The organism is Enterococcus sp. DIV1307a (assembly GCF_050537425.1).
Taxonomy (GTDB): Bacteria; Bacillota; Bacilli; order Lactobacillales; family Enterococcaceae; genus Enterococcus; species Enterococcus faecalis.
In genome coordinates this window covers 2,098,239-2,123,069 of record NZ_CP172914.1, presented here as the reverse complement: position 1 = coordinate 2,123,069, position 24,831 = coordinate 2,098,239, and the positions used below count along the sequence as shown (strand labels likewise).

Below are 24,831 nucleotides of genomic sequence, written 5' to 3'. Positions count from 1 at the left end.
GGTTTTTATGAAAAATAGAAATAATAAATAAAAAAAGTGACTATTTACCGCAAGATAAGTAGTCACTTTTTTGTTTAAGGATAAAAGAAATTTTGGACACGTTGTAAGGTTGATTCGTCATGTCCAACAAAATAAAGTGTGTCGTTCAACGAAATCTTTGCATATGGACCAGGTGAGACCAGAAGCTCTTCTTTGTGTTTGATGGCGATAATCGTTGCCGAAGTGTTTTGCCAAAAATTCATTTCGCTAATCGTCGCCTCAAGATAAGCAGCTTCTTCTGTTAAAACTAATGAATAGGGATTCATTGGATTGAAAGAATCAAAACGCTTTGTTTGTTCAACAAGAGTATCTAGAATGCTAGAAAAATGAGTAAGTTCTTCTTTTTGTTTCGCTACGCTATCTAGCAATTCTTCTTTAATTTCAGCAATCGTTTGAACGTCTTGATATTGTGTCACAAAGTCCTGCGCTTTTTCTTTTGATGCCACATAGAAGCCGCTGCCGTGTTTGGCTTTAACGATTTCTAAATCAACTAAAACGATAATGGCTTTGCGAGCTGTTTCTGGCGACACTTGGTATTGGTTAGCTAGGGTGGAACGGGCATGGATTTTATCTCCAACATGTAATTTGCCTTCTGCAATTTTTTCCGCAACATCAACGGCGATTTGTTGATATTTGGGCTTCGTTAAACTGATTTTTTTGGAAGCCATAGTGAATCCCTCCGTTAATTGTTATTTTCCATTTCTTCTAATTCTAAACTGAAATTTTCCCATTGCTCAAGTAGTTCATCTTGTTGCTGACGAACTTCATCTAATTGTTGGTTTAAAGCCAGCAATTCAACATGATTTTCTAGAATGTCTGGTTGACTCATTTGTGCTTCTAATTGTGCAATTGTCGTATCTAACTGAGCAAGATTTTCTTCGACTTGTGTTATTTTTCTTTGCAAAGTACGGAGTAATTTTTGTTGCTCCTTGTTTTGATAAAAGGTATTTTTGGCTGTAACTGGTTCGGGTTTTTTCGCCGCTTCTTCATTAGCTAAGAGGGCAGCGATTTCTTCTTCCTCTTGTTTCTTTTCTAAATAATAATCATAGTCGCCTAAATAAAGTTTGCTGCCTTTTTCAGAAAGCTCAACAACTTTTGTTGCAATTCGATTGATAAAGTAACGGTCATGGGAAACGAAGAGGATGGTTCCTTCATAATCAATCAGCGCATTTTCTAAAACTTCTTTATTATCGATATCCAAGTGATTGGTTGGCTCATCGAGAATCAAGAAATTGTCACGATCCATCGCTAGTTTTGCTAATGCCACACGGGCTTTTTCGCCACCGCTTAATAAAGGAATCGTTTTTTCAACATCGTCTCCACTGAAGAGAAAGCCGCCTAAAATACTTCGAATCTCTTTTTCAGGTGTGGTTGGGTGTTCATCCCATAATTCCGCTAAGACCGTTTTATTGCCATGTAAATTGGCTTGCTCTTGGTCATAGTAACCTACAGAAACATTGGTGCCAAAAGTTTTACTTCCTTTAATGAAAGGAATGCGGTCAATAATTGATTTCAAGAGAGTGGATTTACCAATTCCGTTCGGTCCGACTAAGGCAATGGCTTCTTTGCGACGAATATCCAAGTGAATAGGTTCGGATAAAATATGTTCTTGGTCGTAACCAATGGCGGCATCTTCGACTTGTAAAACAACATTTCCCGAGACTTTTTCACTATCGAAAAGAAAATGCGCCGATTTTTCATCTCCTTGAGGTCGGTCTAAACGGTCCATTTTTTCTAATACTTTTCGGCGACTTTGTGCACGTTTCGTTGTAGATGCACGAACCAGATTTTTGGCAACGAAATCTTCTAACTTATTGATTTCTTCTTGTTGCTTTTCATACGCTTTCCATTCACTGGCTAATTGTTCTGCTTTTAACTCTAAGTATTTGGAATAGTTTCCTTTGTAGTGAGTCATTTTTTTGCGACTCAGTTCATAAACTTCATTAACTACCTTATCTAAAAAATAACGATCGTGGGAAACAATTAATAGGGCGCCGGCATAACTTGGCAAATAAGATTCCAGCCAAGAAAGCGTCTCGATATCTAAGTGGTTTGTAGGCTCGTCCAGAATTAAAATGTCTGGTTTTTGTAAAAGCATTCTCGCTAATGCAAGCCGGGTTTTTTGACCACCAGATAAGGTTTGAATATCTTTCGTGTAAAAGGATTCATCAAAGCCAAAGCCGTGAAGGACTGAGCGAATTTCATTTTCATAGCCGTAGCCATTTTTTTCAGAAAACGTATGTTGCAATTGATCGTACTCTTTTAAAATTCCTTCATAAACGGAAGTGGTTGGCTCCATTTCACTAATTTTAGTTTCTAATTCTCGCATACGCTGTTCCATTTCTAGGATGTCAGCAAAGGCTTTTGTCATTTCTTCCCAAACGGTTTTATCTGATTCTAAGCCGGTATTTTGAGCTAAATAACCTAACGTAGCAGTTTTATTTTTGGCAATGGTTCCGCTATCGGGAGCATCAATGCCTGCAATGATTTTTAAAAAAGTCGATTTTCCAGCACCATTACGACCAACTAAGGCAATCCGACTTTTTGTTGCAATTTCTAAATGTATGTTTTCAAACAATGTTTCCGAGCCAAAATGCCGGGCAACTTGATTTGCTTGTAATAAAATCATCAGTAGTCCTCATTTCTAAATTCATTGCCCTTAGTGTAGCATAAAATCTGCTAAAATAGCACGTATCAAAAAATGCTTTGTGAAGGTTTATACCTTTTATCACAAACTTTTGAAGAAAAATGCTATTTTTGAGCCATAGAATTGCTTTTTATTGTGAAAAACTGCTATTATGTTAATGGATAAGATTTAAGTGAAAGTATTGGAGGTCCAATTGTGAAAGATCAAGTTATTCCAAAAGCAACGGCGCGACGCCTTCCTTTATATTATCGCTACTTAAGAATGTTACATGATACAGGAAAAAATAAAGTCTCATCAACTGAATTAAGTGAAGCGGTACAAGTAGACAGTGCGACTATTCGTCGTGACTTTTCATATTTTGGTGAATTAGGTAAACGTGGGTACGGCTATGATGTTGAAAACTTAATGAACTTTTTTGCAAAAACATTGAATGAAGATGAGTTAACCAATGTCGCATTAATCGGGGTTGGTAATTTAGGAAGTGCTTTATTAAAGTACAAATTCCATCAAAGCAACAGTATTCGTGTAAGTTGCGCATTTGATGTGAATGAAGATATTGTGGGACGCATTGTTGACGGTATTCCGGTTTATCCAATGGAAGATATGATGGAACAAATCCGTGTTCAACAAATCGAAGTAGCTATTTTAACTATTCCAGCTCGCAAAGCACAAGAAGTTGTAAACAAACTTGCCGAAGCAGGGGTTAAAGGAATTCTAAACTTTACGGCTGCGCGTTTAGTAGCGCCACCTGAAGTATTAATTCAAAATGTTGACTTAACCAACGAATTACAAACATTAATTTATTTCTTACATCATGACAACGAATTGATTGACGAAGAAGAATAAGCAAAAGAAAAGGGCCTAGTCGTTTAGACGAAGGCCCTTTTCTTATTGAATTGTACCATTATGCAAAAGTAGTTGAACAATAATCACAATCGTATTCATGCCGCAATGGGCAATAATTGAGGTCCAAATTTTTCCAGTTTGCTTGTACAAAAGAGCAAAGAAAAATCCCATAAAGAAATAAACAAAAAAGTGACCATCGGCATGTGCGAGTGAAAAAATCGCCGAACTAACAGTAGCCGCAATCCAGAAATTTGTAAAAGGCTGGATTAAATGGATAAATGCATAACGAAAGACGAATTCTTCCATAATCGGACCACCGATAGTAGTTGCCAAAATAAATAAAGGATTTGCCAAAATCACCGCTACAATAGCTTGTGTATTTTGAGAAGTAGCTTGTTCTCCTGTGATGGCTACTTCAATGGCAAAAGTAACCCCTTGAATCAGCATGGCAATGAAAATCCCACTAACACCTAGTAAAAAAATAAAAATAGGTGATTTCAAGGTTGCTGTTTCCTCTAAAGGAGAAGGTTCTGTTGTTTTTAAAAAGATGCCAATCATTACAAGGGCGCCAATAATGTAGAGAGCAGTTGTCACATTAATCGCTGCATTGGGGGAAATACCCGAAAAAAGTAACGGCCCGAAGAAAGCGATAATGTATGTGACTAAAATAAATAAACTTGATTTTCTTAAGGTCATGGTTAATCCTTTCTATAATTATTTTTTACGATTATTGCGATATCCTAATAAAAGAAAAACGAATAAGAAAAAGAAAAGAGATTCCCAAAGTGTCGAAACAATTCCTTCTGTGACACTGAAAACAAGATTTCCTAAATTCGCTATCACAAAATAAACGAAGGTTGCTATTAGTGCTGTAAGTAAACGTTGTTTCATTTTATTCGCCTCCAATCGTAGTCAATTTATTTTACCATGAATTAAAGGATTGGAAAAACATTCCATGAAAAAAGAATACGCAATAAAAAATGCGTATCTTATAATTGACAAGAAAAAGAGAGAAAAGACTTGCATTTTTAGAGTGAAATGAGTATTATAAATAGTGTGAGTTAGCACTCTTGTGTATCGAGTGCTAAAATAAGCGAAAACTTTTTATTTGGAGGGATTTATTGTGTTAAAACCATTAGGCGATCGCGTCGTAATTAGAGTCGCGAAAGAAGAAGAAAAAACTGTTGGAGGAATTGTTCTTGCATCCGTTGCAAAAGAAAAACCACAAACAGGTGAAGTTATCGCAGTAGGTGAAGGTCGTGTGCTTGAAAATGGCACAAAAGTTCCGATGGAAGTAAAAATTGGTGACACAGTAATGTTTGAAAAATATTCAGGAACAGAAGTGAAATACGAAGGCGTAGAATACTTAATTGTATCAGCCAAAGACATTATTGCCACTGTTGAATAATAAACAACTTTTACAGAATAATATAATAGAAGAAAAAAATTATGAGGTGAAGAAATCATGGCAAAAGAGATTAAATTTGCAGAAGATGCACGTGCAGCAATGCTACGCGGAGTAGATGTATTAGCAGATACAGTGAAAGTGACATTAGGCCCTAAAGGTCGTAACGTTGTTTTAGAAAAATCATTTGGTTCACCATTGATTACTAACGATGGAGTAACAATTGCTAAGGAAATTGAATTGGAAGATCATTTTGAAAACATGGGCGCAAAATTAGTTTCAGAAGTTGCTTCTAAAACGAATGATATTGCTGGTGACGGAACAACAACAGCGACTGTTTTGACACAAGCCATTGTTCGTGAAGGCTTAAAAAACGTAACTGCTGGAGCCAACCCATTAGGTATTCGTCGTGGGATTGAATTAGCAACAAAAACAGCAGTAGAAGAATTACACAATATTTCATCTGTAGTTGATTCAAAAGAAGCGATTGCACAAGTCGCTGCTGTTTCATCAGGTTCTGAAAAAGTCGGCCAATTAATTGCCGATGCAATGGAAAAAGTTGGTAACGACGGCGTAATTACCATTGAAGAATCAAAAGGGATTGAAACAGAATTAGATGTGGTTGAAGGAATGCAATTCGACCGCGGTTATTTATCTCAATACATGGTTACTGACAACGATAAAATGGAAGCTGTTTTAGAAAATCCATATATCTTAATTACCGACAAAAAAATCTCAAATATTCAAGATATCTTACCTTTATTAGAACAAATTCTACAACAAAGCCGTCCACTATTGATTATTGCGGATGATGTTGATGGGGAAGCTCTACCAACATTAGTATTGAACAAAATCCGTGGTACATTTAATGTTGTCGCAGTAAAAGCGCCAGGATTTGGTGACCGCCGCAAAGCGATGCTTGAAGATATTGCTATTTTAACAGGTGGTACAGTAATCACTGACGACTTAGGGTTAGAGTTAAAAGACACAACTATTGAAAACTTAGGAAATGCTAGCAAAGTAGTTGTCGACAAAGATAACACAACAATTGTCGAAGGTGCTGGTTCAAAAGAAGCCATTGATGCCCGCGTTCATTTAATTAAAAACCAAATCGGCGAAACAACGTCTGATTTTGATCGTGAAAAATTACAAGAACGTTTAGCTAAATTAGCTGGTGGGGTTGCTGTCGTTAAAGTCGGTGCTGCAACTGAAACAGAATTAAAAGAATTAAAATTACGAATTGAAGATGCATTAAACGCAACACGTGCCGCTGTAGAAGAAGGCATGGTTTCTGGTGGTGGTACCGCACTGGTCAATGTAATTGGTAAAGTCGCTGCGCTAGAAGCTGAAGGCGATGTGGCAACAGGGATCAAGATTGTCGTTCGTGCATTAGAAGAACCAATCCGTCAAATCGCTGAAAATGCTGGTTATGAAGGATCAGTGATTGTTGACAAACTAAAAAATGTTGACTTAGGTATCGGATTCAATGCAGCTAACGGTGAATGGGTAAACATGGTTGAAGCCGGTATTGTTGACCCAACAAAAGTAACTCGTTCTGCCTTACAAAATGCAGCTTCTGTGTCAGCTTTATTATTAACAACTGAAGCAGTTGTTGCAGACAAACCAGAACCAGCTGCACCAGCTCCTATGATGGATCCATCAATGGGCATGGGCGGTATGATGTAAAAATAAAAAAGTATTCTAAAAGCTTACGATTGAAAAATCGTAAGCTTTTTTTTACATAAAGAATAAATAATCTAAATAATATCTTTGCTTATGGTGTTTTCTCAAATATTTACTCAATTAACAAAAAAGATGATAATTTAAAGGCTTCGTTTTAGCTAGACAGCCTTGTTTTTATTCGATAAAATTTAGTAATAACAATCATTTTTTGAAAACTAGTAGTTGGTAATTTTTATTTATTAATAGAATATAAATAAAAATTATTATATTTTGAAGGGGAATATTAGGAAGATTGAGGTGGAAAAATGGAAAAATATACAATTGGTGTCGTTCCTTTGACAATTGAAACAAAAGAATACTGCCAAAATTGGTTTGTTAGTAATCAAGTAGAATGTCAGATCATCCAAGGAACAAATATACTTCTTCATTTGCACCATATTGATGGGTTAGTGATTGAAGTTACTGACCACCAGCAAGTAAATACTTGTTGTGAGTTATTAATGACGATTCGCAAGCAGTCAGATTTACCGATTTGGTTATTTTCTCGGACAGAAGTAATTAGTAAAGTCAATCGAATTATTTATTTACAATTAGGTGCAGATGGCGTTTTTGATCATTCTTATGATCGTCAAGAATGCATGTTAAGCATGAGTAATTTATTGCAACGTGTAAAAAGACGTTTTTATCCTAAATTAGCTATTGCAAACGAGGAACAAACAGTTACTAAGAATCTTTCTGAGAGATTGTATTTAATTGCGCCAAATTTGAGTGTTTGCTTGGGAAGTGGAGAAGAAATTCTTTTAACAAAATTGGAATTTTTCACAATAGAGTATTTATACAAACACGCAGGACAAACAATTACATATGAAGAACTCTACAAAAATGTCTGGAAAGATACTGCGAATGAACGAAAATATCGTGTCGCTAATGTGATTTTCCATTTGCGTAAAAAAATTGAACAAGATGTGAACAAACCACAATATATCAAAACAATTCGCTCAAAAGGCTATATGTTAACGGTGTAAAAGGTACGAAGGAGGAGAAACAGATGTGGCAATTTTTGACTAAAAACAATGAAGATGAGGAGTATGAGAAGATGCCGGATTTTGAAAATGAACAATCGATGAAAGCACAACCAACGGTAACAGAAGAAGCAATCTTTGATGACGAGGTTGTTTATGCAAAAGAGCAAGCCGCAAAAGTAAAACAGGTCCAGCAACAAGTGCCGACTGAACTGTCAGAAGAGTCATTTTCTTTTGTTGAAAAACTAGAAGAAGAAAATCAACTATATCAGCAATCCATAAAAAAACTAACGGAGCAATTATTAATGCAAACCAATGAAGTGGAAGCATTACAAAAACAACTAGTCGAAAAAGATGTTCAACTTAAAGATGTTAAAGAAACGTTAAGTGATAAAGAAGCAACTATCACTTCTTTACAGAAACAATTGTCTGAAGCAAAGATACAACAGAGACAGACTAGCGAAGAGAACTTAGACACAGCCGTTACGCTTTCTCAAAAAGAAATTGGTGAAGTCTTATTAGAAGCCAAACGTCAAGCAAAAGAAACAATTGCCCAAGCTAACCAACAAGTTGCAACAGTTCATGAAGAGATGGAACAACGTTTAGCAACTTTAACACGCATGAAGCAAGTGGCAAGAGAGTACCAAGCTTATTGTGAACAAATGCTGACCATCAAGAATGAATCAACAGGAATGTACCAACAGATAGAGCAATTATTAGCAGAAATAAAGAGGTAAATGAAGGAGAAATGCGATGAAAAAAAGAAAGGCAAGATATTTGAAGTTGGTATGTCTTGGAGTCTTAGGGGCTTATGCGGGCGCCAGTTACTACAATTCAGAACCATTAATCGCTCAAGAGGAGACCGAAACGAGTCACGAAAGCCGACAGCTAGTACTGGAAGAAAAAAGAGCGGACCAAGTCAATCAAGACCAAGGAACTCTTACTTCTTCAACGCTGAACGAAACAGTAATAAGTTCGTCTGAACAACAAGAAAGTTCAACACAAAATGACAGCAGTGACCATCAGGAAAATAATGTGGAACCTTCAGAATCTGAAAATAGTTTACCGCCACAAGAAAAGCCAATTGCTAGTACTAAACTAACCGAATCGTTACAAAATGAGCAACCAGTATCTGAAGAGCGTAAAGCGCTCACTGAAAAGCCGCCTCATAATCAGGAACCACAAAATTCTACATTAACTGAAAAGACCAAAGAGCCGTTGGTACATTCAGAGGTAGACAATAGTCAAGAAAAGGAAAAGCAAGCAGGAATTCAACAACAAGCCGAGGCAAATTTTGTTGTCCAAGAGAATGCTTCTACTTCTGAGTTTATTAGAAAAATCGGTGAAGAAGCACGAGTTATTGGTCAGCGACATGATCTATACGCTTCTGTCATGATAGCTCAAGCTATTTTAGAAAGTGGCTCGGGCAATAGTGCGTTAGCGGCGCCGCCAAATTATAATTTGTTTGGCATTAAAGGCGCTTATCAAGGTCAAAGTGTCAGCTTTTCCACACAAGAAGATGATGGTAAAGGGAAGATGACCACCATTCATGCCGATTTTCGTCAGTATCCTTCCTATAAAGAGTCATTAACAGACTATAGTAAATTAATCATCAATGGGCTGGCGGGGAATCCGACGTTTTATCACGGCGTTTTGAAAGCAAACACGACGAATTATCAGCAGGCAACAAAATTTTTAACAGGTCGTTATGCAACGGATACATATTACGATAAAAAATTAAATGCGTTGATTGAAACCTATCAATTAACTGAATACGATCAAGAAAAGAAGAAACCAGTAGTGACTAATTTAGCAGAAGAAAAGAAACCTTCGTTTGATAAGGAAGCAGTCAAGGCACAGCTAAAAAAAGAAGCAGTCGTCTATGAAGTAAGCAAAGGAGATTCTCTCGCCACCATTAGCCAGACGTTTGGTGTGTCAGCAACAGCCATTTTAAAACAAAATTCAAAGACTCAAGAAATGTTTTATATTGGCCAAAAGATTACGATTCCTCAGCAAACAGCGGCGACTTCTCTAGAACCGAAAGAACAAGCGTTACTTCAATCACTAATAATCAGTAAATCGGTGACTAATGCTTTGAAGACAGCAGAGCAATCAAATGGTAAAGCGAATGACTCAAAAACAGAGTCTACTGAGTATTATGAAGTAAAAAGAGGAGAGACACTCGCAAAAATTGCAAAAAAAACGGGCTATTCATTAACCGCGCTCAAGCAGGCAAATGACTTAACGTATTCTGTATTAACCGAAGGACAAACGATAGCACTTCCTAAGCTAAAGGACTAATGCTGATTTAACTTATCGGTCGATGGAGTCAATATATTATTAGAGTAAGAGTAGAGGGTAAGTTCATTCATGGATGAACTTACCCTCTACTCTTATTATGTTTTTCATAAATACTTAATAAATAGTAAAATTAGCAAGAGAATTGTGTCTTTATACAAAATAGATAGGTTTTCTTGCCGAAGTTTGATAAAATGATTAGTTGAAAGGATGCGTGAAAATTGAAAGAATTATTTCGTAAATACCGAGAAGTACTGGCTTATTTATTTTTTGGTGGTGCAACGACTGTCGTCAACTTAGTTGTATTTTTTGTTTGTCAAAATGTGTTAGGGCTGGATTACAAGATAAGTAACACAATTAGTTGGTTTTTATCTGTTCTATTTGCCTTTTTCACGAATAAATATTGGGTATTCGCAAGTAAGCATGAAAGCATAGCTGGTTTTTTTAAAGAAATGGGCTTATTTTATTGGTACCGAATTTTATCTTTTGTGGCTGATATGGGTTTAATGATTCTCCTAATTGATGGCATTCATTTTTCATCATTTTGGGCGAAAATGATTACACAAGTTGTAGTAGTGATTTTAAATTATTTCTTCAGTAAATTTTTCATTTTTAAAGAAAAAGAGGTCTAAGCAGATTTTAGGCTAAAAAAAATTTTTTTGTTATAATATAAACAAGTTTTTAATACAAAGAATAGAGGTAGAAAACGATGGACTATACATATGCAGATGATAGTTTGACATTGCATACAGATATGTATCAAATCAATATGATGCAAACATACTGGGAATTAGGGAGAGCAGATTTACATGCTGTTTTTGAATGTTACTTTAGAGAGATGCCCTTTAATCATGGCTACGCAATTTTTGCAGGTTTAGAACGTTTAGTCAATTATCTCGAAAATTTAACGTTTACAGAATCTGATATTGCATATCTCCGAGAAGTTGAAGAATATCCAGAAGATTTCTTGACGTATTTAGCAAATTTTGAATTTAAATGTACTGTACGCTCTGCTTTAGAAGGGGATTTGGTTTTTAATAACGAACCGTTAATTCAAATTGAAGGTCCTTTGGCACAATGTCAATTGGTAGAAACTGCCTTGCTAAATATGGTGAATTTCCAAACATTAATTGCGACAAAAGCGGCTCGAATTAAATCCGTGATAGGCGATGATCCTTTATTGGAATTTGGAACACGCCGGGCACAAGAATTAGATGCTGCCATTTGGGGCACAAGAGCCGCCTATATTGGTGGGGCGGACGCGACAAGTAATGTTCGTGCTGGTAAAATTTTTGGTATTCCGGTTAGTGGGACTCATGCCCATTCATTGGTTCAGTCGTATGGAAATGATTATGAAGCATTCATGGCGTATGCCAAAACACATCGGGATTGCGTTTTTCTTGTTGATACGTATGATACTTTGAAAGCGGGAGTGCCAAGCGCAATTCGAGTAGCTCGAGAAATGGGGGATAAAATTAATTTCCTAGGCGTGCGGATTGATAGTGGCGATATGGCTTATATTTCTAAACGAGTTCGTGAACAACTGGACGAAGCAGGCTTTACTGAAGCAAAAATTTATGCATCGAACGATTTAGATGAAAATACGATTTTGAATCTAAAAATGCAAAAATCAAAAATTGATGTATGGGGCGTGGGTACCAAGCTGATTACGGCCTATGATCAACCGGCTTTAGGAGCGGTGTTTAAATTAGTTTCAATTGAAGGTGAAGATGGTCAAATGAAAGATACCATTAAACTATCTAGCAATGCTGAAAAAGTGACAACACCAGGAAAAAAACAAGTTTGGCGTATTACACGTAAATCTGATAAAAAGTCAGAAGGGGACTATGTGACACTTTGGAACGAAGATCCTCGCCAAGAAGAAGAAATTTATATGTTCCATCCCGTTCATACCTTTATTAATAAGTATGTCCGTGATTTTGAAGCACGGCCAGTACTCCAAGATATTTTCGTTGAAGGAAAACGTGTGTACGAATTACCAACTTTAGATGAAATTAAACAATATGCAAAAGAAAATTTAGATTCACTTTGGGAAGAATACAAGCGGGACTTGAATCCGCAGAAATATCCAGTGGACCTTTCAACAGATTGTTGGAACCACAAAATGAATTTATTGGAAAAAGTGCGTAAAGACGTTAAACATTTAACGCAAACGGTGAATAAGGAGGCCTAGAAATGACAACACTTCAAGAAAAAATCATTCAAGAGTTAGGTGTTTTACCGACAATTGATCCAAAAGAAGAAGTTCGTAAAAGTATTGATTTTCTGAAAGCTTATTTAACTAAACATCCTTTTTTAAAAACCTTTGTCTTGGGAATTAGTGGCGGACAAGATTCAACATTAGCTGGTCGCTTAGCACAATTAGCGATGACTGAAATGCGCGAAGAAACAGGAGATATGTCGTATCAATTTATTGCGATTCGCCTTCCATACGGTGAGCAAGCAGATGAAGCTGATGCACAAGCCGCGCTAGCCTTTATCCAGCCAGATGTTTCTTTACGAGTGGATATTAAACCAGCAGTGGATGCAATGGTTGGTTCGCTAGAAAACGCTGGCGTTCAAATTAGCGATTTTAATAAAGGGAACATGAAAGCACGTCAACGTATGATTACACAATATGCAGTAGCTGGCGAAAATGCTGGCGCAGTAATTGGCACAGACCACGCAGCCGAAAATGTGACAGCTTTCTTCACCAAATATGGCGATGGCGGAGCGGATATTTTACCGTTATTTCGTTTAAATAAGCGCCAAGGAAAAGCTTTGCTGAAAGAACTTGGGGCACCAGAAGCCTTGTATTTAAAAATACCAACAGCTGATCTAGAAGATGACAAACCGTTAGTTGCAGATGAAGTTGCCTTAGGTGTCACGTATGATGCCATTGATGATTATTTGGAAGGCAAAAAAGTCTCGGAAACAGATCAACAAACAATTGAAAACTGGTATAAAAAAGGACAACACAAACGGCATTTACCCATTACAATTTTTGATGATTTTTGGAAATAAAAACACAGACCATCGGCGAATGAACGATGGTCTGTGTTTTTTTTACATAACTACTTTTCAGAAAGTAAACGTTGCTACAGCAACTATCCTATGATAATGAAAGTCGTTTTCATTTAGGCGTTTTCACTTTCTTTTTCAAAACAGAAAAGGTACGCTCAATAATGTAAAGTGAATGATGGGAGAGAAAAAGAGATGAAGCATGTAACAAAATTGGGGATTACAATTATAACAGGAGTTTTGGCATTATTATTTGAATTTATTTTACATCAGCCGAATTGGGCGTATGGTATTATTTTAATAACAGGTTCTGTAATGGCGTTAATGATGTTCTGGGAAATGATTCAAACCTTACGTGAAGGAAAATATGGTGTCGATATTTTAGCGATTACCGCTATCGTTGCAACCTTAGCTGTGGGAGAATACTGGGCCAGTTTGATGATTTTAATTATGTTGACTGGTGGTGATTCATTAGAAGACTATGCCGCTGGAAAAGCTAACCAAGAGCTGAAGTCATTATTGGATAACTCGCCACAAAAAGCTCATCGCTTGAATGGCGAAAATTTAGAAGATGTTTCTGTTGAGGAAATCAATGTTGGCGATGAATTAGTAGTAAAACCAGGGGAACTAGTTCCAGTTGATGGCTTGGTAAAAACCGGGACATCAACAGTCGATGAATCTTCATTAACAGGAGAATCAAAACCAATTGAAAAAAATCCTGGGGATGAATTAATGTCGGGTTCCGTGAATGGTGATGGCTCTTTGAAAATGGTTGCTGAAAAAACTGTAGCCGACAGTCAATATCAAACGATTGTGAACTTAGTGAAAGAATCTGCGGCGCGTCCAGCTCATTTTGTACGTTTAGCAGACCGCTATGCGGTACCTTTTACACTAATTGCCTACTTAATTGCAGGTGTTGCTTGGTTTGTTTCAAAAAGTCCGACACGTTTTGCGGAAGTCTTAGTGGTTGCTTCGCCGTGTCCTTTAATTCTATCTGCCCCAATTGCTTTAGTGGCAGGGATGGGTCGTTCAAGTCGTCATGGGGTCGTTATTAAATCGGGAACGATGGTCGAAAAATTAGCTTCTGCAAAAACGATTGCGTTTGATAAAACAGGCACGATTACGCAAGGACAACTTTCTGTTGATCAAGTCCAACCAATCAATGCTGAAATAACTGCTGCTGAATTAGTGGGATTGGCAGCAAGCGTGGAACAAGAATCAAGTCACATTTTAGCTAGATCAATTGTTGCTTATGCCAGAAAGCAAGATGTCCCATTAAAAAATATTACAGATCTAGCGGAAGTTTCTGGTGCTGGCGTGAAGGCATTTGTGGATGGTGCTGAGATACGGGTAGGTAAAAAGAATTTTGTGACACAAGAGTCTCAAACAACTGAAAAAATTGATAAAACGACTATTCATATTTCACGTAATGGCACATATTTAGGCCGAATTACTTTTACAGACACTGTACGCTCAGAAGCAAAAGAGACTATGGAAAAATTACACCAATTACATCTTCAACGAATTTTAATGCTGACGGGGGATCAAGAATCCGTCGCAGAAACGATTGCTGCAGAAGTAGGAATTACCGAAGTACATGGGGAATGTTTACCACAAGATAAATTAACTATTCTAAAAGAATTGCCTAAAGAAAATCATCCAGTCATCATGGTAGGAGATGGTGTAAATGATGCACCTTCGCTTGCTGCTGCAGACGTAGGTATTGCTATGGGCGCTCATGGAGCTACTGCGGCTAGTGAAACTGCTGATGTTGTTATTTTAAAAGATGACTTAAGTAAAGTCAGCCAAGCGGTCGAAATTGCCCAAGATACTATGAAAATTGCCAAACAATCTGTATTAATCGGAATTTTTATCTGCGTTTTACTAATGTTAATTGCTAGTACGGGGATCATTCCGGCGCTAATCGGGGCTATGCTACAAGAAGTCGTGGACACTGTGTCAATCTTATCTGCTTTGCGTGCTCGTCGAATTGGCAAGTAAGGTGGAACAATTAATTGCCTGAATGTCCAGCTTAGTGGTAAAATAAAGGTACGTTTTTAATATTAATAAGTTACAGGGGAGAGATTGTGCAATGAAAGGAAACCAAATAGATGGGCAACCAGTCACGGAAGAACAACTATTAAAAGAAGGTTACCGTAAATATACTGGGGAAGGAATTGATATCTTTTATAATAAAGATATTTGTGAACATATTGGTAATTGTGTTCGCGGAAATCCAGAAGTCTTTGAAGTTGGTCGGAAACCATGGATTATTCCAGATAACGGAAGTGTTGAAAATGACATGATTGTGGTAGATTCATGTCCAAGTGGTGCTCTAAAATATATTCGGAAAGCAGGGAACGAATATGCAAATTAAAGAAGAAAACAATCGTTTTGCTCTATATAACGATGAAAACCAAGAAATTGGTGAAATGACTTGGTCAGATGCTGGCGAAAGCATGATGATTATTGATCATACGTTTGTTGATCCAACTTATCGTGGACAAAAATTAGCTGAAAAACTTGTTTTAGCAGGTGTTGAAAAAGCGAGAAAAGAGCATAAAAAAATTATTCCGCTATGTCCATTTGCCAAAAAAGAATTTGATACTAAACCTGAATACGGAGACGTATTGAGAAAATAAAGAAGAAACTAGCAACAGCCGCAAGTAGGAATCTGATTCCTACTTGCGGCTGTTGCTATTAGAGACAAATAAGGAAAGACATTAAATTTCACTGGTGTTTACAGATAAAATATGCTACATTAAAGTAGATGAATTTCGCATATTTGTATAAAAAGGAGAATTAACGCATGTATAATCTAATCTTAACGTTGGTCATCATTTTATCTGTTTTAATCGTCATTACTGTTATGATGCAACCAAGCAAACAAAACAGTGCAGCAAGTGCCTTCACTGGCGGTGCAGATAAATTATTTGGGAAGCAAAAAGCGCGCGGTTTTGAAGCTGTTATGCAACGCTCAACAGCAGTTCTTGGCGCAATTTGGATGATTTTATTATTTGTTTTGGCGTTCTTATCTTCAAAATAAGTACGTAATCTTTTAAAATGACAAGTTTAGAACAGAGAGATGAGTGCGGACACTTATTTTTCTGTTCTTTTTCTTTCTGAAAAAGTCTTTGAAACTTATCATTTCGGAAGGTTTTCTTTTGAGAATATGATAGAATGAAGCTGAGGTGAGCGAAGTGGCAAAAAAAATCAATTTACCGAAGCCGTTATTTTCAGAAAAAGGAAAACGGGCGGTCCTTTTATTACACGCTTATTCTGGCAGCAGTAATGATGTACGGATGTTAAGCAGACGTTTAGAAAAAGAAAATTATACTGTCTATTCGCCTAATTTTTCAGGACATGGCACGCTAGTTCCTGAAGATATTTTAGATCAAACAACGGAACAATGGTGGCAAGATACACAAGAAGCAGTCGCTTTTTTGAGAGAAAGAGGTTACCAAGAAATTGCCATTTTTGGTTTATCAATGGGCGGGATTTTCAGTATGCATGCATTAACGGAACAATTAACAGGATTAATTGGTGGTGGATTTTTCTGTTCACCGATCTACCCTGTCGCAAATAAAGTCCCAGAAAATTTTGTATTATACGCAGAAAACGTGATGAAAATCGCAGAAGTTCCTGCAGAGGAACAACAAAGCCGGTTGCAATCGATTGAGCAACGAGTCAAACAACAATTAGGAGCGATTGAAACGATTGCTAGTCAGACGGCTGACAAACTAAACAAAATCCACGCACCTCTTTTCTTAGCGCAAGCTGGCAAAGATGAAATGATTGAGCCAATGGGCGTCTATCAAACGGCCCAAGCGCTAACACAAGCACGTGTGACCTTACAATGGTACCCAAACAGCGGACATGTCATTACGGTGAGTGGAGAACACAAACAATTAGAGCAAGATGTGGTGCAATTTTTAGCAACACTACCTTGGAATGAGGAGAAATAATGACAAAACAAACAATTAAAGAGCAAATTTTACATTTCATGGAAAGCCAAAAAAAGAAAAGCTTTTCAATGGAAGAAATTGCACAAGGCTTGAATTTAGAAAAAAGTTCAGATTTTAAAATTTTAGTGCAAACCATTGCACAAATGGAACGAGAAAAGTCAGTTAGTTTCAACAAAAAAGGCAAAGTCCTGTTACCAATGAAAGACTTATTAATAGAAGGAACGTTTCGTGCAAATGAACGAGGCTTTGGTTTCGTGACCATCGATCCTGAAGAACCAGATGTTTACATTCCTAAAGAGGCAACGAACTTTGCAATGGATGGGGACACGGTTTTAATCGACGTGATCCAACATGCGGATCCTTTTTCAGATCGCGGCGCAGAAGGTAAAGTCAAAGAAATTAAAGAGCGAGCAGTGAGCCAAGTTGTCGGAGAATTTGTGGCATATAGTGAAGAAGAAATGGCAGAAATGGGACTGTATGGCTACATGATTCCCAAAGATAAGAAATTGAATCAGTATACTGTATCAATTGCACCTGAAGGGATTAAGCCAGTAGATGGTAGTATTGTCATTGCTGAAATTACCTATTATCCAGATCAAGAATATCCGACAAGTATGGAAGGACTAGTCAAACAAGTGATTGGTCATAAAAATGATCCAGGAATGGATATTTTATCAATCGTGGTGGCTCATGGAATTCCCACAGCATTTCCTGATGAAGTTTTGGCTGAAGCGGACCAAGTACCAGAAACTATTGCAGAAAGCGATTTAGTCGGTCGTCGGGATTTACGTGATCAGTTGATTGTGACGATTGATGGAGAAGATGCGAAAGATTTAGATGATGCAGTAACGGTACAAAAGTTAGCAAATGGCAATTTCTTTTTAGGGGTGCATATTGCAGATGTTTCTTATTATGTAACTGAAGGAAGCCAATTGGATATGGAAGCGTATGAACGTGGCACAAGTGTCTATTTGACTGACCGAGTTGTGCCAATGATTCCGCAGCGATTATCAAATGGGATTTGTTCGCTAAACCCACATGTTCCACGTTTAACCATGAGTTGTGAGATGGAAATTACACCAGAAGGAGAAGTTATTTCGCATGAAATTTTCCAAAGTGTAATCCAAACAACGGAGCGAATGACCTATACAGCAGTCAATGAAATTTTAGAAGAGCAAAAACCTGAAACGTTAGAACGCTACAAAGAGCTAGTTCCCATGTTTAAAGAGATGGGCGAGCTGCACCATATATTAGAAGAGATGCGTATGCGCCGTGGTGCGATTTCTTTTGAAGATCGTGAAGCCAAAGTCCTAGTTGATGAAAATGGTCATCCCCAAGATATTCTTTTACGCACGCGTGGCGTGGGTGAACGATTAATTGAATCCTTTATGTTGGCAGCGAATGAAACTGTGGCACGTCATTATCATGACTTAAAACTGCCATTTATTTATCGGATTCATGAACAACCAAAAGAAGAAAAAATGCAACGTTTCTTTGATTTTGCTGCAGTACTTGGCATTCTTGTTAAAGGAACAAAAGAAAACATTTCACCGAAAGATTTACAAAAAGTTTTAGAGCAAGTTGAAAATAAGCCGGAAGAAGTGGTTATCAATACGATGTTGCTAAGAAGTATGCAACAAGCGAAATACTCAGAAGACAACTACGGACACTATGGGTTGGCTGCTGAATATTATACGCATTTTACTTCACCAATACGTCGTTATCCAGATTTAATTGTGCATCGTTTGATTCGCAGCTATAGCCAAGATCAATCTGAAAAAAATCAAGAAAAATGGAACGAAGCATTACCAGAAATTGCCAATCATAGTTCAAGTATGGAACGTCGCGCAGTTGATGCAGAGCGTGAAGTGGACGCCATGAAGAAAGCCGAATTTATGGTAGATAAAGTGGGAGAAACGTATGACGGGATCATCAGCTCTGTCACAAAATTTGGTATCTTTGTGGAACTGCCTAATACAATAGAAGGCTTAATTCACGTGAACAACTTAAAACAAGATTATTTCCACTTTATTGAAAATCATATGGCGTTAGTTGGTGAACGGACGGGAATGACTTTGAAAATTGGTCAGAAAGTTCAAATCCGTGTTGAAAAAGCTGATCCAGAAACAAGAGAAGTTGATTTTGAATTGATTTCAGCTGAGGAAGTCGCACCAGTCGAAGGACCAAAAGGACGTAAAAAAGGTAAAGCCAATTCTTCAACTCGTTCAAATAATCAACGAAGAAATAAAAAAGATGAATCATTTGATGGTAAGAAAAAGAAAAATAAGAAAAAAGGCAAAGGCAAAAAACAACCTTTTTATAAAGAAGCAATGAAACAAAAAAATAAAAAAGGGAAAAAGAAGAAGTAGAGGAGGTCGCTTATGCCAAAAGGGGAAGGAAAATTAATCGCACAAAACCGCAAAGCTAGACATGATTATTCAATTATCGATACGGTTGAAGCAGGTCTTGTTTTACAAGGAACAGAAATCAAATCTATTCGTAATGGTCGTATCAATTTAAAAGATGGTTTTGCACGAATTCGAAACGGAGAAGCCTTTTTGTATAATGTTCATATTAGTCCATATGAACAGGGCAATATTTTTAATCATGACCCATTACGTACCAGAAAATTATTATTACACAAAAAACAAATTAATAAGTTAATCGGCGAAACCAAAAATACAGGTATCACATTAGTACCTTTGAAGGTCTATATTAAAGACGGCTATGCCAAAGTTTTGATTGGTTTAGCTAAAGGGAAAAAGCAGTACGACAAGCGTGAAGACTTGAAACGTAAGGAAGTTGACCGACAAATCAGCCGAACATTAAAAAATAACCGACGTTAAAAATGTAAATTTATTCTTTTTCGCATATTTGCTTGCCTTTCTTCGGATTAGGTGTAAAATCTGGTAAGTGTTGAGTAAATGAATGTAAATGATTCATTTTTTAATCGCTTCGGAAAGCAGTACCACCCTGCATTAGATTGGTTTATGGAAAAGGTTTTCCAACCAATTTTCAACACATGAAATTTTAAAAGTAAACTATTTGTAAATTATCAACAAGTGGTGGTACGATAGCTTTGCCAGGGATTATCACTCAGGAGTAGGATGAAACTTCTGAAAGATTGTTGGAAAAGAGGTGAATTGATTTGGAAGAGAAGAAATTACTCTTCAATATCGGACCAATTTGGTTTGATGGAACCATTGTTTTGATGGTGCTGTTGACGTGTATCATTGTTTTCGCCTTTGTCTATGCTTGTACGAGAAATATGAAGCTACGACCTAAAGGCAAACAAACGGTCATCGAATGGTTAGTAGATTTTATTCGTGGAATCATTACAGACAATTTACCTCGTAAAGAAGTGAGCAATTTTCATTTAATGGCGTTTACCCTGTTCATGTTTGTGCTTGTTTCAAACATCTTGGGTCTCGTTACAAAAATCGTTGTGGGCGACGATCTCAGCGTTTGGAAAAGTCCAACCGCCGATCCAATCGTAACCTTAACGTTAGCGATGATGATGATTGTCTTAACACACTTCTTTGGTATGAAACGCTTTGGTTTTAAAGGCTATCTAGTTAATAGTTATTTAAGACCCGTTGGTTTCTTACTACCGGTAAAATTAATGGAAGAATTCACGAATCTATTAACATTAGGCTTGCGTTTGTACGGAAACATTTTTGCCGGCGAAGTTCTATTGGGCTTGATTGCTGGAACCGTAGCAAGCGTTGGATTATGGGTTATCCCACTAGCAATTCCGCTAGAAATGATTTGGGTAGCATTCTCAATCTTTATTGGATGTATCCAAGCGTTTATCTTTGTGACACTTTCAATGGTTTATATGTCACACAAAATTGAAACAGAAGAATAATCAAGAAATACGAAGGACAAAAATTATCTTTTAGGAGGATTTTACACAATGGAAGGATTAAATTTTATCGCAGCAGCAATTGCAATTTTCGGTTCAGCTATCGGAGCCGCTATCGGTAACGGACAAGTTATTTCAAAAACAATCGAGTCAATGACTCGTCAACCAGAAATGTCTGGTCAATTAAGAACAACAATGTTTATCGGGGTCGCTTTAATCGAAGCTGTGCCAATTTTAGGTGTCGTTGTTTCTTTATTACTTTTATTCAGATAAGCAATAAAATGGAGGCAGGACGCTGATTATTATCGGGACCGTCACTGCTTTCTTCTATCTTTAGCCTTTTCAATAGCTGGTGATAAAGCAGTTGAAGAAGCTAAATCGATTTTTGCAGGAAAGGAAGTTGAGACTTCATGCTACTTACTACATTGGTAGTCGGTGAAACGGCTCCTAGTACCACACTAGGCACGATGATTGTTGTCAGTGGTGCATTTTTAATCTTGATGCTCTTATTAAAGAAATATGCATGGGGAGCAATCGTAGATATTTTGACACAACGTGAAGAAAAAATTGCCAACGATTTAGACTCTGCAGAACAATCTCGCGTAGCAGCAGCGAAAATGGAAAAAGAACGTCAACAACAATTACTTTCTTCCAGATCAGAAGCAGCTGAAATTATTAAAAACGCGAAAGAAAGTGGAGAACAGACTCGCCAAAAAACATTAAAAGAAACAACTGCGGAAGTTACTCGCTTACGCGAAAAAGCTCGGACAGATATTTCTCAAGAACGTGAAGAAGCATTGTCTTCAGTAAAAAATGAAGTGGCAGATCTTTCTCTTCAAATTGCAGCCAAAATTTTAAATAAAGAATTAACACCAGATGCACATGAAGCATTGATTGATTCTTATATTGAAAGTTTAGGTAAAGCAAATGAAACTAGATAAATATACAGTTGGTAAACGCTACGGCAAGGCTTTGTTTGAGTTGGCAGTTGAAAAGAACCAAGCTGAAGCAATTTATCAAGAATTATTGACGCTTCGCGAAGTCTATCACCAAGTACCTGGTATCGGCGATATTTTAAGTGATGATCGCTTAGAACCTTATGAAAAAGACAGCATCATGGAAAAACTAGTAACAGGTTTTAGTGAAATGATGCAAAACTTTTTGCGAGTGGTTTACGAATATCGTCGCATGTACGATCTGCTCTTGATGATTGATGAATATGAACGACGTTATGATGAGCACCAAGGACTAATTTTGGGTTCAGTGACAACAGCCATTCCTTTATCAAAAGAACAACATCAAGCAATGGAAGAAAAAGCTGCCCAATTATTAGGGTATGAACAAGCGCATTTAGTCAATTTAATTGACCCGTCAATTGTCGGCGGAGTGGTTATTGAAGCAAACCATCAAGTAATCGATGGCAGCATCCGCAAACAATTAGAACATATGCAGCAGAAGTTATTAAAATAATCTTTAGGACTACAAAGAGGTGAATTGAATGGCTATCAAAGCAGAAGAAATCAGTGCCTTGATTAAAGAACAAATCGAAAACTATCAACAACAGCTTGCTGTTGAAGAAGTTGGAACAGTCACTTACGTCGGTGACGGAATTGCCCGCGCCCACGGTTTAGAAAATGCCATGAGTGGAGAACTTGTTGAGTTTTCAAACGGTTCATACGGAATGGCACAAAACTTAGAAACAAATGATGTAGGGATTATTATCCTTGGCGATTTTGAAACCATTCGTGAAGGAGATAAAGTACAACGCACAGGCAAAATCATGGAAGTACCCGTTGGGGAAGCTTTGATTGGCCGTGTTGTTAATCCATTAGGTCAACCATTAGATGGTTTAGGCGAAATTAAAACAGACAAAACACGTCCTGTGGAAGCAACAGCTCCAGGTGTTATGCAACGTCAATCTGTTGCTGAACCAATGCAAACTGGCTTAAAAGCCATTGATGCCCTAGTACCAATTGGTCGTGGACAACGGGAATTAGTTATTGGAGACCGTAAAACAGGGAAAACATCGATTGCAATTGATACAATTATTAACCAAAAAGGACAAGATGTAATTTGTATTTATGTAGCGATTGGTCAAAAAGAATCTACTGTTCGTAACCAAGTAGAAACACTTCGTAAATTTGGTGCCTTAGATTATACAATCGTTGTGACTGCAGGGGCTTCACAACCAGCACCATTACTTTACATTGCACCATATGCAGGAACTGCAATGGGTGAAGAATTCATGTATAACGGCAAACATGTCTTAATTATTTTTGATGACTTATCAAAACAAGCCGTGGCTTATCGTGAACTTTCTCTACTATTACGCCGTCCACCAGGTCGTGAAGCTTATCCAGGGGATGTCTTCTATTTACACTCACGTTTGTTAGAACGTGCAGCTAAATTAAGTGATGAATTAGGTGGCGGTTCAATGACAGCCTTACCATTCGTTGAAACACAAGCAGGCGATATTTCTGCTTATATTCCAACAAACGTTATTTCAATCACTGATGGACAAATTTTCTTAGAAAGCGACTTGTTCTATGCAGGCACTCGTCCAGCCGTTGATGCTGGGTTATCTGTTTCTCGGGTCGGAGGATCAGCGCAAATCAAAGCAATGAAAAAAGTTGCCGGAACGCTTCGTTTAGACTTAGCTAGTTACCGTGAGTTAGAAGCCTTTACACAATTTGGCTCTGATTTAGATGCGGCAACACAAGCTAAATTAAACCGTGGTCGTCGTACGGTAGAAATTTTAAAACAAAAACTACATGCGCCACTGCCTGTAGAAAAACAAGTCTTAATTTTATATGCGTTAACACACGGCTTTTTAGATAGCGTGAGCGTAGATAAAATTTTACACTTTGAACAAGATTTATTCGATTATTTTGATGGCAAACATGCAGACTTATTGGAAACTATTCGTACAACGAAAGACTTACCAGATACTGATGCATTAGATGCAGCGATTACAGAGTTTTCTGAAATGTTTGCAGCGGCAAACAACAGCGGAGATTCAGCCAAAGAAGCTTTAGAAAAAATCGATAACGCATAAGAGAGGTGAGCGACATTGGGTGCTTCATTAAACGAAATCAAACAACGCATTGCATCAACAAAAAAGACAAGCCAAATTACCAAAGCGATGCAAATGGTTTCTGCAGCCAAATTGACCAAGTCAGAAGGCGCCTCTAAAAGCTTTCAAGAATATTCTTCAAAAATTCGTAGTGTCGTTACGCATTTAGTAGCTGCTCAGTTAAGTGAATTACGTGAAACAGAACAATCTTCTCTTAGTGAAGGGAACTATCATGTGATGTTAGCACAACGACCTGTCAAAAAAACAGGCTATATCGTTATCACTTCTGACAAAGGGTTAGTTGGTGGCTACAATAGCTCAATCTTAAAACAAACCATGAGTATGATTCAAGAAGACCACGATTCTAATAAAGAATATGCCTTAATCGCCATTGGTGGTACAGGGGCGGATTTCTTTAAAGCACGCGGAATCGATGTTTCCTATGAGCTAAGAGGCTTAACGGATCAACCAACGTTTGAAGAAGTCCGTAAGATTGTGACAACGGCAACGACTATGTACCAAAACGAAGTGTTTGATGAATTGTATGTTTGTTATAATCACCACGTTAACTCACTAACGAGTCAGTTTCGTGTGGAAAAAATGTTGCCAATTACTGATTTAGATCCATCAGAGGCGACCTCTTACGAACAAGAATATCTTTTAGAGCCTTCACCTGAAGCAATCTTGGATCAATTATTACCACAATATGCAGAAAGCTTAATTTATGGGGCGATCATTGATGCGAAAACAGCAGAACATGCTGCTGGGATGACCGCCATGAAAACAGCCACTGACAATGCGCAAAATATTATTAGCGATTTAACAATTTCTTATAACCGTGCTCGTCAAGGGGCGATTACCCAAGAAATTACAGAAATTGTTGCTGGTGCAGCTGCACTAGAATAATCTAGTCTTACGTTTGAACGTTTATAAAAACGTTCAAAGCGTGTGACTTTATGAAGACTGG

26 protein-coding genes are annotated in these 24,831 nt (G+C 37.4%); 22 read left to right on the top strand and 4 right to left on the bottom strand.

Features of this window, described 5'->3' with window-relative positions; genetic code table 11:
• Positions 1-74 precede the first annotated feature (74 nt).
• Entirely contained in the window at positions 75-707 is a 633-nt protein-coding gene (locus IGL90_RS10260; protein WP_002356525.1) for a GntR family transcriptional regulator, read from the bottom strand.
• A 14-nt stretch (positions 708-721) separates the two neighbouring features.
• Entirely contained in the window at positions 722-2,668 is a 1,947-nt protein-coding gene (locus tag IGL90_RS10255) for an ABC-F family ATP-binding cassette domain-containing protein (RefSeq protein WP_002379727.1), read from the bottom strand.
• A 213-nt stretch (positions 2,669-2,881) separates the two neighbouring features.
• On the opposite strand from IGL90_RS10255, the gene IGL90_RS10250 reads away from it, so the two are divergent.
• Complete coding sequence (locus IGL90_RS10250) at positions 2,882-3,532, top strand: redox-sensing transcriptional repressor Rex (RefSeq protein WP_002356528.1); 651 nt, start codon at positions 2,882-2,884, stop codon at positions 3,530-3,532.
• A 42-nt stretch (positions 3,533-3,574) separates the two neighbouring features.
• Here the strand turns inward: IGL90_RS10250 and IGL90_RS10245 are convergent, their stop codons facing one another.
• Together IGL90_RS10245 and IGL90_RS10240 are read right to left on the bottom strand one after the other, a co-directional pair.
• Complete coding sequence (locus IGL90_RS10245) at positions 3,575-4,228, bottom strand: CPBP family intramembrane glutamic endopeptidase (RefSeq protein WP_002362272.1); 654 nt, start codon at positions 4,226-4,228, stop codon at positions 3,575-3,577.
• Positions 4,229-4,246: 18 nt separating this feature from the next.
• Entirely contained in the window at positions 4,247-4,423 is a 177-nt protein-coding gene (locus tag IGL90_RS10240; protein ID WP_002356530.1) for a hypothetical protein, read from the bottom strand.
• Positions 4,424-4,655: 232 nt separating this feature from the next.
• On the opposite strand from IGL90_RS10240, the gene groES reads away from it, so the two are divergent.
• From groES to IGL90_RS10135, 21 genes are all read left to right on the top strand, one after another.
• A complete protein-coding gene (gene groES, locus IGL90_RS10235) occupies positions 4,656-4,940 on the top strand; it encodes a co-chaperone GroES (RefSeq protein WP_002356531.1) in 285 nt (94 codons plus the stop codon).
• Between the two features lie 57 nt (positions 4,941-4,997).
• Positions 4,998-6,623, top strand: coding sequence for a chaperonin GroEL (gene groL, locus IGL90_RS10230; RefSeq protein WP_002362559.1), 1,626 nt, complete (start codon positions 4,998-5,000; stop codon positions 6,621-6,623).
• Between the two features lie 302 nt (positions 6,624-6,925).
• Positions 6,926-7,645, top strand: a complete 720-nt coding sequence (locus tag IGL90_RS10225) for a response regulator transcription factor (protein ID WP_002356534.1) — start codon at positions 6,926-6,928, stop codon at positions 7,643-7,645.
• 23 nt (positions 7,646-7,668) lie between these two features.
• Positions 7,669-8,379, top strand: coding sequence for a hypothetical protein (locus tag IGL90_RS10220; RefSeq protein ID WP_048737925.1), 711 nt, complete (start codon positions 7,669-7,671; stop codon positions 8,377-8,379).
• A 16-nt stretch (positions 8,380-8,395) separates the two neighbouring features.
• Positions 8,396-9,943 (top strand): glucosaminidase domain-containing protein, encoded by a 1,548-nt coding sequence (locus IGL90_RS10215; RefSeq protein WP_048737927.1) that lies wholly within the window; start codon positions 8,396-8,398, stop codon positions 9,941-9,943.
• A 218-nt stretch (positions 9,944-10,161) separates the two neighbouring features.
• On the top strand, positions 10,162-10,572 hold the full coding sequence (locus tag IGL90_RS10210; protein WP_002356537.1) for a GtrA family protein: 411 nt from the start codon (positions 10,162-10,164) through the stop codon (positions 10,570-10,572).
• A 77-nt stretch (positions 10,573-10,649) separates the two neighbouring features.
• Positions 10,650-12,134 (top strand): nicotinate phosphoribosyltransferase, encoded by a 1,485-nt coding sequence (locus IGL90_RS10205; protein ID WP_048737929.1) that lies wholly within the window; start codon positions 10,650-10,652, stop codon positions 12,132-12,134.
• A 2-nt stretch (positions 12,135-12,136) separates the two neighbouring features.
• On the top strand, positions 12,137-12,964 hold the full coding sequence (gene nadE, locus IGL90_RS10200; protein WP_002356540.1) for an ammonia-dependent NAD(+) synthetase: 828 nt from the start codon (positions 12,137-12,139) through the stop codon (positions 12,962-12,964).
• Between the two features lie 168 nt (positions 12,965-13,132).
• Entirely contained in the window at positions 13,133-14,962 is a 1,830-nt protein-coding gene (locus IGL90_RS10195; protein WP_161796750.1) for a heavy metal translocating P-type ATPase, read from the top strand.
• 91 nt (positions 14,963-15,053) lie between these two features.
• Complete coding sequence (locus tag IGL90_RS10190; protein WP_002356543.1) at positions 15,054-15,338, top strand: (4Fe-4S)-binding protein; 285 nt, start codon at positions 15,054-15,056, stop codon at positions 15,336-15,338.
• On the top strand, positions 15,328-15,603 hold the full coding sequence (locus tag IGL90_RS10185; RefSeq protein ID WP_002356545.1) for a GNAT family N-acetyltransferase: 276 nt from the start codon (positions 15,328-15,330) through the stop codon (positions 15,601-15,603). Before IGL90_RS10190 ends, IGL90_RS10185 begins: the two co-directional genes overlap by 11 nt.
• A 167-nt stretch (positions 15,604-15,770) precedes the next feature.
• Positions 15,771-16,007 carry a preprotein translocase subunit SecG gene (secG, locus tag IGL90_RS10180; RefSeq protein ID WP_002356546.1) on the top strand — a complete coding sequence of 79 codons (237 nt, stop codon included), beginning with the start codon at positions 15,771-15,773 and terminating at the stop codon, positions 16,005-16,007.
• A gap of 145 nt (positions 16,008-16,152) precedes the next feature.
• Entirely contained in the window at positions 16,153-16,926 is a 774-nt protein-coding gene (locus tag IGL90_RS10175) for an alpha/beta hydrolase (protein ID WP_002389815.1), read from the top strand.
• On the top strand, positions 16,926-19,295 hold the full coding sequence (gene rnr / locus IGL90_RS10170; protein ID WP_002356549.1) for a ribonuclease R: 2,370 nt from the start codon (positions 16,926-16,928) through the stop codon (positions 19,293-19,295). Before IGL90_RS10175 ends, rnr begins: the two co-directional genes overlap by 1 nt.
• Before the next feature lie 12 nt (positions 19,296-19,307).
• Positions 19,308-19,772, top strand: a complete 465-nt coding sequence (gene smpB, locus IGL90_RS10165; RefSeq protein ID WP_002356550.1) for an SsrA-binding protein SmpB — start codon at positions 19,308-19,310, stop codon at positions 19,770-19,772.
• Between the two features lie 302 nt (positions 19,773-20,074).
• Entirely contained in the window at positions 20,075-20,794 is a 720-nt protein-coding gene (atpB, locus tag IGL90_RS10160; RefSeq protein WP_002356551.1) for a F0F1 ATP synthase subunit A, read from the top strand.
• Positions 20,795-20,842: 48 nt separating this feature from the next.
• The gene (atpE, locus tag IGL90_RS10155) at positions 20,843-21,064 is read left to right on the top strand and encodes an ATP synthase F0 subunit C (RefSeq protein WP_002356552.1); all 222 of its coding nucleotides are present in this window, start codon (positions 20,843-20,845) and stop codon (positions 21,062-21,064) included.
• 137 nt (positions 21,065-21,201) lie between these two features.
• Complete coding sequence (gene atpF / locus IGL90_RS10150; protein WP_002365031.1) at positions 21,202-21,732, top strand: F0F1 ATP synthase subunit B; 531 nt, start codon at positions 21,202-21,204, stop codon at positions 21,730-21,732.
• Positions 21,719-22,261 carry an ATP synthase F1 subunit delta gene (gene atpH, locus IGL90_RS10145; RefSeq protein ID WP_002356554.1) on the top strand — a complete coding sequence of 181 codons (543 nt, stop codon included), beginning with the start codon at positions 21,719-21,721 and terminating at the stop codon, positions 22,259-22,261. The genes atpF and atpH overlap by 14 nt, the downstream gene beginning before the upstream one ends.
• Positions 22,262-22,289: 28 nt before the next feature.
• Entirely contained in the window at positions 22,290-23,846 is a 1,557-nt protein-coding gene (gene atpA, locus IGL90_RS10140) for a F0F1 ATP synthase subunit alpha (RefSeq protein ID WP_002356555.1), read from the top strand.
• Between the two features lie 15 nt (positions 23,847-23,861).
• Positions 23,862-24,770 carry a F0F1 ATP synthase subunit gamma gene (locus tag IGL90_RS10135; RefSeq protein WP_002359606.1) on the top strand — a complete coding sequence of 303 codons (909 nt, stop codon included), beginning with the start codon at positions 23,862-23,864 and terminating at the stop codon, positions 24,768-24,770.
• The last annotated feature ends 61 nt before the right edge of the window (positions 24,771-24,831 follow it).

Coding starts and splice junctions, on each gene's coding strand:
- IGL90_RS10260 (WP_002356525.1), bottom strand. CDS start 707: ATGGCTTCCAAAAAAATCAGTTTAACGAAGCCCAAATATCAACAAATC.
- atpF (WP_002365031.1), top strand. CDS start 21,202: ATGCTACTTACTACATTGGTAGTCGGTGAAACGGCTCCTAGTACCACA.
- atpH (WP_002356554.1), top strand. CDS start 21,719: ATGAAACTAGATAAATATACAGTTGGTAAACGCTACGGCAAGGCTTTG.
- IGL90_RS10225 (WP_002356534.1), top strand. CDS start 6,926: ATGGAAAAATATACAATTGGTGTCGTTCCTTTGACAATTGAAACAAAA.
- IGL90_RS10240 (WP_002356530.1), bottom strand. CDS start 4,423: ATGAAACAACGTTTACTTACAGCACTAATAGCAACCTTCGTTTATTTT.
- groL (WP_002362559.1), top strand. CDS start 4,998: ATGGCAAAAGAGATTAAATTTGCAGAAGATGCACGTGCAGCAATGCTA.
- smpB (WP_002356550.1), top strand. CDS start 19,308: ATGCCAAAAGGGGAAGGAAAATTAATCGCACAAAACCGCAAAGCTAGA.
- rnr (WP_002356549.1), top strand. CDS start 16,926: ATGACAAAACAAACAATTAAAGAGCAAATTTTACATTTCATGGAAAGC.
- atpE (WP_002356552.1), top strand. CDS start 20,843: ATGGAAGGATTAAATTTTATCGCAGCAGCAATTGCAATTTTCGGTTCA.
- IGL90_RS10185 (WP_002356545.1), top strand. CDS start 15,328: ATGCAAATTAAAGAAGAAAACAATCGTTTTGCTCTATATAACGATGAA.
- IGL90_RS10205 (WP_048737929.1), top strand. CDS start 10,650: ATGGACTATACATATGCAGATGATAGTTTGACATTGCATACAGATATG.
- secG (WP_002356546.1), top strand. CDS start 15,771: ATGTATAATCTAATCTTAACGTTGGTCATCATTTTATCTGTTTTAATC.
- atpA (WP_002356555.1), top strand. CDS start 22,290: ATGGCTATCAAAGCAGAAGAAATCAGTGCCTTGATTAAAGAACAAATC.
- IGL90_RS10215 (WP_048737927.1), top strand. CDS start 8,396: ATGAAAAAAAGAAAGGCAAGATATTTGAAGTTGGTATGTCTTGGAGTC.
- IGL90_RS10220 (WP_048737925.1), top strand. CDS start 7,669: ATGTGGCAATTTTTGACTAAAAACAATGAAGATGAGGAGTATGAGAAG.
- IGL90_RS10245 (WP_002362272.1), bottom strand. CDS start 4,228: ATGACCTTAAGAAAATCAAGTTTATTTATTTTAGTCACATACATTATC.
- IGL90_RS10190 (WP_002356543.1), top strand. CDS start 15,054: ATGAAAGGAAACCAAATAGATGGGCAACCAGTCACGGAAGAACAACTA.
- nadE (WP_002356540.1), top strand. CDS start 12,137: ATGACAACACTTCAAGAAAAAATCATTCAAGAGTTAGGTGTTTTACCG.
- IGL90_RS10255 (WP_002379727.1), bottom strand. CDS start 2,668: ATGATTTTATTACAAGCAAATCAAGTTGCCCGGCATTTTGGCTCGGAA.